The 13,730-nt window shown below is 30.0% G+C and carries 13 protein-coding genes and 1 tRNA gene; 6 read left to right on the top strand and 8 right to left on the bottom strand.

Features of this window, described 5'->3' with window-relative positions; genetic code table 11:
- Positions 1 to 10: 10 nt before the first annotated feature.
- From ACEQT4_RS01575 to ACEQT4_RS01555, 5 genes are all read right to left on the bottom strand, one after another.
- Positions 11 to 412 carry a curli production assembly/transport component CsgF gene (locus ACEQT4_RS01575; RefSeq protein ID WP_027880732.1) on the bottom strand — a complete coding sequence of 134 codons (402 nt, stop codon included), beginning with the start codon at positions 410 to 412 and terminating at the stop codon, positions 11 to 13.
- Position 413: 1 nt separating this feature from the next.
- Positions 414 to 1,187: a CsgE family curli-type amyloid fiber assembly protein gene (locus ACEQT4_RS01570; protein ID WP_370225689.1), complete on the bottom strand. Its 774-nt coding sequence runs from the start codon at positions 1,185 to 1,187 to the stop codon at positions 414 to 416.
- A 13-nt stretch (positions 1,188 to 1,200) separates the two neighbouring features.
- Positions 1,201 to 1,728 carry a hypothetical protein gene (locus tag ACEQT4_RS01565; protein WP_370225688.1) on the bottom strand — a complete coding sequence of 176 codons (528 nt, stop codon included), beginning with the start codon at positions 1,726 to 1,728 and terminating at the stop codon, positions 1,201 to 1,203.
- Positions 1,729 to 1,818: 90 nt separating this feature from the next.
- Positions 1,819 to 2,946, bottom strand: coding sequence for a hypothetical protein (locus tag ACEQT4_RS01560; RefSeq protein ID WP_370225687.1), 1,128 nt, complete (start codon positions 2,944 to 2,946; stop codon positions 1,819 to 1,821).
- A 270-nt stretch (positions 2,947 to 3,216) separates the two neighbouring features.
- Positions 3,217 to 5,403, bottom strand: a complete 2,187-nt coding sequence (locus ACEQT4_RS01555; RefSeq protein ID WP_027880728.1) for a glutamine synthetase III — start codon at positions 5,401 to 5,403, stop codon at positions 3,217 to 3,219.
- A gap of 182 nt (positions 5,404 to 5,585) precedes the next feature.
- Between ACEQT4_RS01555 and ACEQT4_RS01550 the strand changes: the two genes are divergently transcribed.
- Positions 5,586 to 6,605 (top strand): glutamine synthetase beta-grasp domain-containing protein, encoded by a 1,020-nt coding sequence (locus tag ACEQT4_RS01550; protein WP_027880727.1) that lies wholly within the window; start codon positions 5,586 to 5,588, stop codon positions 6,603 to 6,605.
- Between the two features lie 67 nt (positions 6,606 to 6,672).
- Here the strand turns inward: ACEQT4_RS01550 and ACEQT4_RS01545 are convergent, their stop codons facing one another.
- Positions 6,673 to 7,614, bottom strand: coding sequence for a calcium/sodium antiporter (locus ACEQT4_RS01545; protein WP_370225686.1), 942 nt, complete (start codon positions 7,612 to 7,614; stop codon positions 6,673 to 6,675).
- 157 nt (positions 7,615 to 7,771) lie between these two features.
- Between ACEQT4_RS01545 and ACEQT4_RS01540 the strand changes: the two genes are divergently transcribed.
- Together ACEQT4_RS01540 and ACEQT4_RS01535 are read left to right on the top strand one after the other, a co-directional pair.
- Complete coding sequence (locus tag ACEQT4_RS01540; protein WP_027880725.1) at positions 7,772 to 8,131, top strand: BlaI/MecI/CopY family transcriptional regulator; 360 nt, start codon at positions 7,772 to 7,774, stop codon at positions 8,129 to 8,131.
- 2 nt (positions 8,132 to 8,133) lie between these two features.
- Positions 8,134 to 10,200 carry a M56 family metallopeptidase gene (locus ACEQT4_RS01535; protein ID WP_370225684.1) on the top strand — a complete coding sequence of 689 codons (2,067 nt, stop codon included), beginning with the start codon at positions 8,134 to 8,136 and terminating at the stop codon, positions 10,198 to 10,200.
- A 64-nt stretch (positions 10,201 to 10,264) separates the two neighbouring features.
- Here ACEQT4_RS01535 and ACEQT4_RS01530 read toward each other — a convergent pair whose 3' ends face one another.
- Positions 10,265 to 12,214, bottom strand: a complete 1,950-nt coding sequence (locus ACEQT4_RS01530) for an endonuclease (protein WP_370225683.1) — start codon at positions 12,212 to 12,214, stop codon at positions 10,265 to 10,267.
- A gap of 553 nt (positions 12,215 to 12,767) precedes the next feature.
- On the opposite strand from ACEQT4_RS01530, the gene ACEQT4_RS01525 reads away from it, so the two are divergent.
- From ACEQT4_RS01525 to ACEQT4_RS01515, 3 genes are all read left to right on the top strand, one after another.
- The gene (locus ACEQT4_RS01525) at positions 12,768 to 12,920 is read left to right on the top strand and encodes a hypothetical protein (RefSeq protein ID WP_027880722.1); all 153 of its coding nucleotides are present in this window, start codon (positions 12,768 to 12,770) and stop codon (positions 12,918 to 12,920) included.
- Between the two features lie 64 nt (positions 12,921 to 12,984).
- Positions 12,985 to 13,058, top strand: a tRNA-Arg gene (locus ACEQT4_RS01520).
- Between the two features lie 126 nt (positions 13,059 to 13,184).
- On the top strand, positions 13,185 to 13,391 hold the full coding sequence (locus ACEQT4_RS01515) for a DUF2892 domain-containing protein (protein ID WP_106679027.1): 207 nt from the start codon (positions 13,185 to 13,187) through the stop codon (positions 13,389 to 13,391).
- Between the two features lie 37 nt (positions 13,392 to 13,428).
- Here the strand turns inward: ACEQT4_RS01515 and ACEQT4_RS01510 are convergent, their stop codons facing one another.
- The gene (locus ACEQT4_RS01510; protein ID WP_370225682.1) at positions 13,429 to 13,704 is read right to left on the bottom strand and encodes an ATP-dependent Clp protease adaptor ClpS; all 276 of its coding nucleotides are present in this window, start codon (positions 13,702 to 13,704) and stop codon (positions 13,429 to 13,431) included.
- Positions 13,705 to 13,730: the final 26 nt, after the last annotated feature.

Here is a 13,730-nt window from a genome sequence, read left to right as displayed (position 1 = left end):
AAATTATTGATTAATTGGGGATAATAAGCTGTGTTTGTTCTCCTGTTCCTGTATCTAATATATCTACCACTAAACCATTACCAGAAGGATATACTTCTACAGATAACGTACCGAAGGTATATGTACCTTCAGACAATCCATCTGCACCTATTTGATCTGCAAATAATGATCTAGAAAGTTGATTTAAAATTTGACTGTTTAAGTTTTCTGAAAAGTTTTCTAATTCTGAGCCATCATTATCATCTTGTGCATCAGGATCCTCTAACAAATTTTGAGATTCTGCAGAACTTAATAACCAATTATAATTAAATGTATCTCCTCCAAAAGCAGGATTTTTTGGTTTGTAAACCAAATCCTGACTAAAACTAGTCATACTAATTAGTAAACCTACAAGTGTTATTAAACTTTTCATGTTAATACTCTTTTATTCGTTTAGCATTTTCTTTTTCTCTTATAAGATACCTTTTTACGTATCTTAAACAAGACTCTGAATGCTTTCTTATTGATTCTGGATCTGGTTTGATCAAAAATTGATAAACTAAATTATCATCAATCTTTACTTCTATTATTGTTCTTCTTCCTAGACTAAATTTTTCTTCTACTACAATAACTTTTGCAGCATTAACACCATCTTCTCTATATCTATTTGCAAAAGCTTCATAAAACTCTCTTCCAAATTTGGTTCGTGTTTCATCTGTTACTAAGCCTTTAATTTCTACTCCATCTTCACTTGCATCATCAACATCTATAGTTAGACTTTCTTCTTTAGGTTTAACTGTTTTTTTTAAATTATTAGAAGTTGATAGGTTAACTATTTTTTTACCAACCAGATTTTCTTCTTCGTAAATTAGTAAAAAAATAACAACTTCGTCATTTTCTGACAAATTAATTGATGTTTGAGACAGCTCCATTGTCTGGTTAGGCTCTAAAGCAAATAATCCTTCTTGTTTATTTTTTGAGGAGTTATTAGTCTTTTTATTTTTTTTTATGACACTAAAATCATATTTAAGTGTTTTGTAAACCTCTGTTTTATTAAAAGCTATACTTTTGATTTGATATATACCGTTTAAGCTAGACGTATCTATTTTTGCTTCTATATCTCTATTAGTTATTCTTTGCGCAACCAAATTTGATATTGAAAACAACAAAACAACAATTAGTAGTTTGATTTTATTAATAGAAACCATCTAGTTTTTAAGTTTATTTATAATTATTTATGGTTATTGTTCTGCTTTGTCCAGTCATATTGATTTGTAATTTTTCTGAAATAGAGTTTGAACCATAATTTTCTATTTTTAAATTATCACCTATTTGATTAAAAGATGAATTTATAACTTTTTGATTACCAAAATTATAATCTATTACCGTATTATTATCTCCTACTTGTAACACCTGATAATCTATAAGCTTAGTTGCTTTTAATTTTACATCTATTAAATTATTATCTCCTACCTGATTTAAATCTACATTATATTTTGGTGCAGAGACTACTGCTTCTACTGTATTATAATCTCCTATTTGTGTAACATAAACACTCTTACTATTTATTTGTAATTGTGATGCGTTTTGTTGACTATTATTTACAGCATTACTAACTATAGCTAATTCTTGATTTTGATCTATAACATTACCATCTTCATCAGTTTCTGTTGATGACAAAATAGCATTTTGAGAAAAAGAAAAAACGCTAAACAATGAAAGTAATATTAATATTAGTTGCTTTTTCATAATTATTTAAATTTAAAAAATAAGGCAGGATTGTTACCTCCTGCCTCACTTTATCTTAATAATTTGTAATTAAATTTATTTAAAATTTAATTAGTCTTTTTGTACAGTAATACTAGTATTACTCATACCAATTTGGTCAACTAAAGAAGTATGATCGTGTCCTGTTTGGAAAACTCTACCTTCGTTATTATCACCAACTTGAATAATATCAGAGAAGTTATCATCACCATTTTGTACTGATCTAGCAAAGTTATTATCTCCATCTTGGTAAGTAAAAGAGTCGTTATCATCTCCAGTTTGCTCCTGACGTGACTTATTGAAATAACCTTCTTGATATACATCCGCAAAATTATCATCACCGTCTTGTGTTTGCCAAGCTCTGTTTTTCTCAGAGTAATCAGAACCTAACCAACCTGATTGATCAACGTTTGCATAGTTATCATCTCCGTCTTGTGTTTGCCATGATTTGTTTTTACCTCCATTAGAACCTGAAGTAAACTGGTCATTTTGATATGATCTAGCAAAGTTATCATCACCTGTTTGTGTTTGCCATGCAGAGTTATTTACTTGCATATTACCTTGATAAACTCTAGCTAAGTTACCGTTACCATCTTGATCTTGCATTGCAAAACCACTAATAGCGTCTTGATCTACGTATGCTCCTGAAAGAAAACCACCGTTATGACCAACTTGAGTTTGATAAGACTCGTTACCATTACCAACTTGGTTAGCATCTGCAAAGTTACCAGGTGTAGTTTGGTTTGGGTTACTGTTTTGATCTTGATGAGCCGTGTTGTTGTTTCCATCTTGATAGATGTATGCCTCATTAAAATCGTAACGTTGTTTTTGGTAAGAATCGTTGTTGTTACCTAATTGCTCAGTCATCGCAATGTTTTCTTGAGCATAACCAACACCTGTATCTATTTCTGCAGTGTTATCGTTACCAACTTGTCTTACATCAGCGATGTTTTCATCACCATCTTGTTTAACTTTAGACCAGTTGTCGTTACCTCTTTGTTCTACATCGGCATCATTCATGTAACCACTTAATGCGTTTACTGAACCTTTTTGATCAACTGTAGATTCGTTGCTCATACCCTTTTGGAATACGTCAGAGTCGTTCATTGTACCATTTTGATACACTTTACTGTCGTTGTCTTGTGCGAACATCATAGACGCACACATTAGTGCTGCTGCACTGAAAATTAATTTTTTCATTGTGAATAAATTTATTGATTAATAGCTGATACAAATATATAGAAATATTGAGATGCTATTTTTGAATAACCATAATTAATTATTGTTTTTAACCAATTATTCGTTATCACAAATAAATTTATCGCTGAAATGCAAAAATCACTTCAGATAATTCCTACAAATAAAAACTTTAAAAATTGAAGAAAAATCATATCTACGTAGACCTACGTAGATATAATTTAAAAATTTTTATATAAAATTGATAATTTGATAACTTTCAAGTAAAACTCTTTATTTAGTAAATAGCAATTCACGGTATTTTGTGAGTGGCCAAATCTCGTCATCAACTAATAATTCTAACTTATCACAATGGTATCTAATTTCATTAAAAAGAGGTTTTACATCATTGCAATAGGCTATAGCTTTTTTATAAACATCTTCTATATTGTTTGATGTTTTTCTAGCAGTAATCATTTTTGTTACTCCAGAGTTTATCGCTTCTATATGATTTGATATTGATTCTATTAACATCAATTGCTCTTTTGCTAGTTTTTTAAAATCCTTATCATAAATAGCTTTTAAGCCTTGTACGTTTTTAATTAGTGTGTTTTGATACTTTACAGCTGTTGGCACTACATGGTTTCTTGCTATGTCACCTAAGACTCTTCCTTCTATTTGAATGCGCATAGCATATTCTTCCATTTCTATTTCATAACGTGCTTCCGATTCTACTTTATTCATTACACCTAATTCTTCAAAAAGTGTCAACGCTTTTTTAGATACTTTTGCTTTTAAAGCTTCTGGTGTTGTCTTATTATTACTTAAACCTCTTTTTTTAGCTTCTTTTTCCCAAGCTTCTCCGTAACCATTTCCTTCAAAAAGAATATTTTTAGACTTTTTAATATACTCTCTTAACACATTAAAGATAGCATCGTCTTTTTTCATTTTCTTATTGTCGATTAATTTATCAACCTCAACTTTAAAATCTATTAACTGCTTTGCTACGATAGTATTTAAAACCGTCATTGGATTAGCACAGTTTGCTGTAGATCCTACTGCTCTAAACTCAAATTTATTTCCTGTAAAAGCAAATGGAGATGTTCTATTTCTATCTGTATTATCTAAAAGTACATCAGGAATTTTACCGACTACATTTAATTTTAGATCTGTTTTTTCTTCAGGTGAAAGTTTTCCATCGGTAACATTTTCAAGCTCTTTTAAAGTTTTTGTAAGTTGCTCTCCTATAAACACCGAAATTATTGCTGGTGGCGCTTCATTTGCTCCTAACCTATGATCATTACTTGCAGAAGCGATTGAAGCACGAAGCAACTCTTCATTATCACCAACCGCTTTAATTGTATTTATAAAAAAGGTTAAAAACTGAAGGTTACTCATTGGTGTTTTACCTGGACTTAAAAGATTAACTCCTGTATCTGTACTTAAACTCCAATTATTATGCTTTCCAGATCCGTTTACACCTGCAAAAGGTTTTTCATGAAATAACACCTTAAAGTTATGTCTGCCTGCAATTTTTTCCATCACATCCATTAATAATGAATTATGATCTACCGCAAGATTAGCTTCTTCAAAAATTGGCGCTAATTCAAATTGATTTGGAGCTACTTCGTTATGTCTTGTTTTTACAGGAATACCTAGTAACATACATTCGGTTTCTAAATCTCTCATAAAAGACATAGCTCGATTAGGAATTGTTCCAAAATAATGATCATCTAACTGCTGACCTTTTGCTGCTGCATGACCTAACAATGTTCTACCTGTTAAAACTATATCCGGTCTTGACATTGCCAAACTTCTATCAATTAAAAAGTATTCTTGCTCCCAACCTAAAGACGCATTTACCTTTTTTACATTTTTATCAAAATACTTACAAACTGCTACAGCCGCACTATCTACAGCTTGCAACGCTCTTAATAATGGTGTTTTATAATCTAAAGCTTCACCTGTATATGATACAAATACAGTAGGAATACATAAAGTTGTACCATAAATAAAAGCTGGAGATGTAGGATCCCAAGCGGTATAACCTCTTGCTTCAAAGGTGTTTCTAATACCTCCGTTAGGAAAACTAGAGGCATCTGGTTCTTGTTGCACTAATTGACTACCTTCAAATTTTTCTATTGACATGCCTCCGCCAACAGTTTCAAAAAAAGCATCGTGTTTTTCTGCTGTTGCTCCTGTTAAAGGTTGAAACCAATGCGTGTAATGTGTTGCTCCTTTTGAGATTGCCCATTCTTTCATTCCTGTTGAGATATGATCTGCAACTACTCTATCTATTTTTTTTCCTAATTGAATAGCATCTATAACACTATTAAAAGCATCTTTTGTTAAATATTGACGCATTGTTGCTTCATTAAAAACATGAGAAGCAAATAATTCTGAACGTCGTTGTTTTTCTTCTATAAATACAGGCTTATGTTGTAGCGACTGTTTAACTGCATGAAATCTTAATGTAGACATAAAATTGTAATTGTTTTTTGCGAAATTACAATTTTTTGCATCATAAATTTATTATACCCTAAAAAAAATAGGGTTATCAACACTCTTTTGATAAATTTAAAATTATCACCCTTATTTTTTTATAGGTAAAATCATAATTTATATATATTTGCATCAACATAACTAATAAAAATTTTTATACCATGAGTAAATCTAAATTAGAGTACATCTGGTTGGATGGTTACTATCCAACACAAAACATGAGAAGCAAAACTAAGGTTGAAGACAACTTTAGCGGTAAATTAGAAGACTGCCCTATTTGGTCTTTTGATGGTAGCTCTACAAAGCAAGCCACAGGAGATTCTTCTGACTGCTTACTTAAACCAGTTGCTATTTATCCTGACCCTGCAAGAAAAGATGGCTATTTAGTAATGACTGAAGTTTTAAATCCAGATGGTACACCACACGTTTCTAATGGAAGAGCTACAATAGATGATGATGACAACGACTTCTGGTTTGGATTTGAGCAAGAATACTTTATCATGGATAAAAAGACACAACTACCTTTAGGTTTCCCTGTTGGTGGTTATCCTGCTCCTCAAGGTTTATACTACTGTTCTGTCGGAGGAAGAAACACTCATGGTAGAGCTTTAGTAGAAGAACATGCAGATTTATGCATTGAAGCTGGATTAAACTTTGAAGGTATCAATCAAGAGGTTGCTGCTGGACAATGGGAATTTCAATTATTTGCTAAAGGCGCTAAAAAAGCTGGTGATGAAATTTGGGTTGCTAGATACCTATTAGATAGATTAACAGAAAAATATGGTTACTATATTGAATACCATCCAAAACCATTAGGAAAGGATATGGATTGGAATGGTTCTGGTATGCACGCCAACTTCTCTAACACTGTATTAAGAACTTGTGGTAGTAAAGAAATTTATGAAAAAATTTGTGAAGCATTTAGACCTGTAGTAAAAGAACATATTGCTGTTTATGGTGAGTTTAACGACCAACGTTTAACAGGAGAACATGAAACAGCTAGTATAGACGATTTTAGTTATGGTATATCTGACAGAGGTGCATCCATAAGAATACCAATTATCACTGTGGAAAAAGGTTGGAAAGGTTGGTTAGAAGACCGTCGTCCAGCATCTAACGGTGATCCTTACAAAATTGCAGGAAGAATTGTAAAAACAGTAAAATCTGCTAATATTAGTTAATAACATATTTGTTAAATCCATTAAAAAACGCTTTCAACAATTTGAAAGCGTTTTTTTTATTTCTGTTTTAACCTTTAAAAACTAAAAAGATAAATGTGGCATAAACTACCACTAAAGCAAACCCTTTAAATTTATCTATAGTATTTTTTTTAGGGATTAACCCTAACGGTAGTATAACCGCTGCAAACAAAAGCATCCAAAAAATATCTCGACTCAAAATTAAAGGTTCTTCAATAGGGATAGTTTTTATTATTGATGTTAAACCCAATACAGAACCTATATTAAAAATATTTGAACCTATTAAATTACCTAAAGAAATCGCTTTTTCTTGTTTAGCTGCAGCAATAACAGAAGCAGCTAATTCTGGTACACTTGTACCAATTGCAATCATTGTTACACCAATAACAGCTTCACTTACACCTAATTTTTGAGCTATTTCTGTTGCTCCTTTTACTAGCCATTCGCTTCCAAAGTAAAGCGCTAAAGCACCAATAAGCAACCATATAATGATTTTAACATTAGAAACTACAGATAGCGCATCATCTACTTCTTCAACTTCTTCATTAGATTTTTGACCTTTAATTAAGTAAACAATAAACAACAGTAAACCTACAAACAATACTGCTCCTTCTATTGGAGTTAATTGACTATCATTCCATAAAAAATAATACAATGCGAAAGAAAACACCATCATGACAGGCCAAGTTAGCCTGTAAAATGATTTATCTATTGCAATAGCTCCTACAATTGCTGTAACACCTAAAACTAATCCAATATTAGCTATATTTGATCCTACTACATTATTAATTGCAATTGCTGGCGAACCTTTTAAGGCAGCTTGTAAACTTACCAACAATTCTGGTGCAGACGTTGCAAAAGATACAACCGTCATACCAATTACTATTTTTGAAATATTAAGTTTAAAGGATAATGCTACCGAAGATCTTACTAAATACTCGCCTCCTACAACCAAAAGCACAAATCCTAAGATTAAAAAAACAATACTCATAAATTATATTTTATGCGAAGATACATTTTGAATTTTAAAATCTAACACTCTCTTTTTTATTTATCACGAGCTATTAAAAACTAAAAAAATAGTTAAAAAACTATATTTTTAGTTACATAACTATTTTTATAGTTATATTAGCGTAAAATTCATTTTCATGGAAAAACTAACTAATAAAGAAGAAGAAATAATGCACATTTTATGGAAGCTAGAAAAAGCTTTTGTAAAGGATATTTTAGCTGAATATAAAGACAATAAACCACATTACAACACTTTATCTACAATGGTAAGAAACCTTGAAGACAAAGGTTACGTTAGTCATGAAGCATTTGGAAAAACACACAGATACTACCCTATTGTTAAAAAAGAGAATTACCGAAAAAACTTTATAAACACAGCTATCGACAATTATTTTAATAGTTCTTATAAAAATGTAGTTTCATTTTTTGCAAAAGAAGAAAAAATCTCTGTAGAAGAGTTAAAAGACATTATTCGTTTAATAGAAGAACAAAAATAATTATGGAATATCTAATAGAATCTTCTGCGATTACAATTATTTTTTACGTTTGTTACAAACTGTTTTTACAAAAGGAAACCTTTTTTCAATCTAACAGATGGTTTTTACTTTCAGGAATTATTATAGCATTTTCTTTACCTTTTTTAGTCATTCCAATATATGTAGAATACACTCCAGAAACATTTCAATTTGTAACTACAAACCAATTAACTAATAACAATACACAAGAACCAACTAGTCATTTAAATATTGAAAATATTTTACTTTCAGCTTACCTATTGGTATCTTCTATTTTATTGGCAAGACTTGTACTTCAATACCTTTCATTAAACAAGTTATTAAAAAGCGGCATTTCTAAAAGCGAAAACAAGTACAAGCTAATAGAAATAACTAGCAATCTCGCACCGTTTTCATTCTTTAATAACATTGTAGTCAACCCAAATAATTTTAACGAAAAAGAATTAGAACAAGTTATTGCACATGAAAAAACTCACGCCAAACAACTTCACTCTATAGACGTGTTAATCTGTAATTTATTAACTGTTGTTTTATGGTTTAATCCATTTTCTTGGCTTTATAAAAAGGAAATAATTCAAAATTTAGAATTTATAGCAGACCAACAAGCAAATGCAAAAAGCAAATCTGTAAAAAGCTACCAAAAACTACTTTTAAAAACCAGTTTATCACAAAATCAATTATCAATATCAAACAACTTTTATCAATCATTAATCAAAAAACGAATTATTATGCTACAAAAATCAAAATCAAAAAATGTCAACTTATTAAAGCTAACATTGGTTATACCTGTTATAGTTTTATTCTTAATGAGTTTTAACACAAAAGAAGTTTATATCGCAAATAACAACACTAGCGCTAATAACATTGTGCAAACTGAACTTTCAGTTATCACATCAAAATCTACAGACAAAGATTTAAAATCAATAAAAAAAGACTTAGAAAAACAAGGTGATGGAATAGAAATTAAATTTTCTGAAATAGAAAGAAATAATAATCAAGAAATTACAAGTATTTCAATTGAAGCTAAGTTTAAAGACAACGAGGACTTCAAAACAGTGAAAGTTTTTAGTTATAAAAACAAACCTATTGATAACATCGCTTTAAAAGTAGAAAATAACGAACTTATTTTTGCTTCTAAGCAAAACAAATTCAATCAAAAATACACCAATTCTGGTTGGGTATTTGAAAAAACGAATACTACTAAAACTAAAGAAATAGATGAAGATTTATTAATTATCATCGATAAAAAAGAATCTAATAAAGAACAATTAGAAAAAATAAGTCCAGAAGATATCAACTCTGTAAACGTTTTAAAAGAAGAAAAAGCAATTACCAAATACGGAGACAAAGGTAAAAACGGTGTTATTGAAGTTTTTACTAAAGACAAAAAACCTTGGAAGATCGAAGAAGAAGTAAATGTAGTTACAGTTTCTGAGGTTGAAGAAAACCCATGGAAAATAAATCCTGGTGTTACAGAGGTTAACGTTTTTGAAGCAGATAGAACAAACCCTGAAGACATTAATTTTTTATCAAAAAAATTAAATGACCCAAATTCTAAAATTTTAATAATTAAAAATAAAGAAGAAATAACTAAAGAAGAGTTTTTTAAAATACCAAGTTACTCAATTAAAAGTATTACTATTTTAAAAGACGAAAAAGCAGTTATTAAATACGGTGACAAAGGAAAAGATGGAGTTATAGAAATAACAGCAACAGAAAAAAATCCTTGGAAAATATCTTACGAACTCTCTGAAGTTGCATATTCTGAAAATGATATTGTAAATAAAAATGCTGCAGTATTTACACTTTCTAAAACAACAACTGACAAATCTATTGCCATAAATAAAAATTTTATGAAAGAGCACTATGATTTAGAGGTAAAAACCAGTAAAATAAAAAGAAATAAAGAAGGAGAAATAATTAAAATCAAAATTACTTTAGAAGATAAAAAAGGGCAAAAAGCAAGTGCTACTTTTGCATCTGAAGATGGAATACCTACCATTAAATACGGTAATGATTTAAAAGGAAATTTAATTATTAGTTCTAAATAATTATTAGCTCTAAAATAAAGAAAGACCTTCAAATGAAGGTCTTTCTTTATTTTCATATTTAGTCTTAATCGACTAAAATCTTTTTAACCAAACTTTGATTATTTTCAGTTTCAATTTTGACTAAATATAAGCCGCTAGCAACTTTTAAATCTATATAGTTGTTATTAGCGACTTGTTGCTTTAGCACTAATCGTCCTTCTGAAGAAAACATAGAGATATTGTAATTTTGTTCTTTTCCAGAAACGTATAATTTATCTGTTGTTGGATTTGGATAAATTTTAACAAAAGAAGTTTCAAAAGTATCTGTACTTAAGTTTTGATTCCACGTATCACCAACATTTGTTCCCCAAATATATTCTACTAAATCTGGTTGATCTATAAATGGGTTACGGTTAAATTGCCAGTTATAGACTACATTATTTCGATTCATTTCAAAATCGTCTGGTGGATCATTTCTATGCCAATCTAAAATAGTTGCTAAATCTCCCATTTGCCCAGTAGTTGAGGGATAACCATTAACTACACTTAGTCCATTATATCTTATTTGCATATATAAAACACTACGAGCAACATCTCCTTTAAAACTTCCTAAATTGCCGCTTGGTCCTGTATATTGTCCGTAATGCTGATTTCCTCTTGAGCTATTTTCTTGCCCATCTACTGCTCTTAATGCATGCGCATCACTATTACCATGACGCAAAGAATCTGCTTCTGTAGTCCAGAAAACATCAATTCCATCACCTGTATCATCAGCTTCAATACTGTTATAACCTGCTAAAGACCTAGGAAACGTATGCTCTCTGTTCCATTTACCAATATTACTTGCATTGGTTTGAAAATCTAATTTAGCACGACCTTGTTCTGTATAAACCATCCAAATTTGATTTGAATTTTCTGGGTTTTGATCAGCTTCTTTTAAAATATCAATAACATCTGTATAAGTTTGCGCTCTTACAACGGTAGGATCCGCAATAATATCTTGTAAAGCTTGCTCTAAAGCAGCTCCAGATAAGCCATCTAAACTATCATAATAACCAGTAGGTTGCGTACTTGAAACTACTCCGAAAGTTGGGTTTACTGGCGTACCAAATGGAGCGACAACAAAATCGTTATCTACAATTCTTATCTTAATATTATTGTTAAAAGGTATTAATGGTGTTGGTAAGTTATCAAACCTAATTAAAGGCTCTTCATCTCCTTCATTTAGAGCATCATCAATTAAGGTAATTGTTGTGCTAACTTGATTTTGCCCACTTAATATGGTTAAAGATGTATTTCCTGTATAATCTGAAGTATCAAAACCTTGATTACTCATTACAAAGCTAAACGAGTAATCAGAATCTACATTGCTTTGCGCTGTAAAAGTAATATCGAAAGATGCACCTTCATCAACTTGTGATTGACTTACAGTGATTTCTAAAGCATTTAAAATTACTCCAGAACCATCATTTAATTGTCTTGGTGTTGGTGTTGTAGACGTGTAAGACCCATCGTTATTACGTTGTATTGAGTTAGTATTATTTCCTGGACCTTCATTAATTTGTTCTGTAACACCTAATAAAGACATTAAAACAGTATCATCAGCGTCACTAGTATCATAAACTAAAGCATCTACTAGATTAGTTGTTGTTGCTAAAGTCCCTTCAGGAAAATCATAATCATTAGCTTGATAAATTGCTATAGCATCGGCTCCATTCTGAATCAAGTTTTCACCAATAAAAACTTGTGGATATGGAGTTACTGTATCGCTTCCTATTAAAAGCAACCCGTTAACATCTGTAACTGCTCCATCTAAGTCTAATGCAAAATAACTACTATCTCCACCAGAACTAGAGCCATTAAAAAACACTAAAACATATCCATCTAAAGCAAAATTTGGTGTTGCAGACTTTAGCTCTACAAACTCACCATAATCAATTCCTGGTGTGTCGCAATCTAATTCGTTTATAACAACTGCTTGACTGTAACTAATAGACACAATAAACAGTGATAAAATAGTAATTATCTTTTTCATTTTTGGGAGAATTATTTTTACAAATATACCACTATAAACGAGTTACAATTTTATATGAACGTTAATTAACCTTTTTATGAGTAGAAAAAATAATGAAAATCTCTAAAATCGGTGTTTTTTAAATAAAAATTGCCTTGTAAAAAATTTTCACCCTAAAAAAAGCCCTACAATTATTACATTTTTAAACAATAATATATTTTATTATTTCAATTCAAAACTTTGTTTAAGGAATATTTTTAAAAGTTGAAACTTTTTTGATTTTTTTACTTCATATTTAATAGTCAAATTCATAGATTTTATTGCTTTTGCTTGGAGGTAAATATTGAAAAAATATATATTAAAAAAACAATCATGTAAATGGTTGTTTTTATTAACCCTTAAACCTTAATAACTATGCTAACAATTGCCAAATTAATAATTGATATTATTACATCAGTTATTTACTAAAAACCAAAAAAGTAAAACTTAGTCTAGAATAAGTTTTACATTTTTTTTTAAAATTCGCTATTTGGCAAGCATTAATTAAACCAGTAGTTTTGTAAAAAGGTTTACCATGAAAAAGATTTTTTTTAAACTTTTAGCCAAACTAAACAAGTTAATCTTACCGAGTTATACAAAACAAGGTTTAGACCTTAGTAAAGCTAGTAAATTACAATTAGCCATTTTTGGATGGAAACTTTATGTAACTAAAAATGCTTTAGATTAAATTTTTATAACATAAATTTTGATGTTTATATAAAAAAGGAATATATTTGCACCCACAAAAAAAAGGCCTCGTGGCGCAACTGAATAGCGCATCTGATTACGGCTCAGAAGGTTACAGGTTTGAATCCTGTCGAGGTCACTACAATAAAAAACCACGTCTATTTGACGTGGTTTTTTTGTTTTACAAACACTACAAACAAAACAAGTTGTTTATTATTAAGCATATAGCTATATTTATTTATAAATAAACAATACTATTAAGGTTATGAAAAAAAATATGGGAGCTTTAGATAAAAGCCTACGCGTACTTATTGCTATTATTATTGCTTTATTATATTATTTAGATGTAATAGAAGGTACACTAGCTTACGTTTTAATGGCTATTGCTATTATCTTTTTAATTACAAGTTTTATTAATTTTTGCCCATTGTATAAAATTTTAGGCATTAACACAAATAGACGTAAATCATAAGACAAAAAAAAAGAGCCTTTTTAAAAAAGGCTCTTTTTTATACTATTTCTGCGCTTAATCCTGCTTCAAGAAGCTTGGAGCAACGTGGTTTTAAATCTTCATAGTCACCAGTTTTTACTGTACATTTTCCTTTGTAATGCACTAAAATAGAACATTGCTCTGCTTGTTCTGGTGTGTGATCACATGCGTACATTAATGTATTAATAACGTGATCAAAGGTGTTAACGTCATCGTTGTACAAAACAATTTCGTTATTGTTTTTCTCTAACGTATCTACTTCTAATTGTTCCTGAATTTTTTCTTTAGTACTCATATACAATGATTTTGAGAGTATTACAC

It is taken from the genome of Mesoflavibacter sp. (assembly GCF_964226795.1).
Lineage (GTDB): Bacteria > Bacteroidota > Bacteroidia > Flavobacteriales > Flavobacteriaceae > Mesoflavibacter > Mesoflavibacter zeaxanthinifaciens.
The sequence above is the reverse complement of the archived record's forward strand: the minus strand, read 5'-3'. Positions and strand labels throughout refer to the sequence as shown.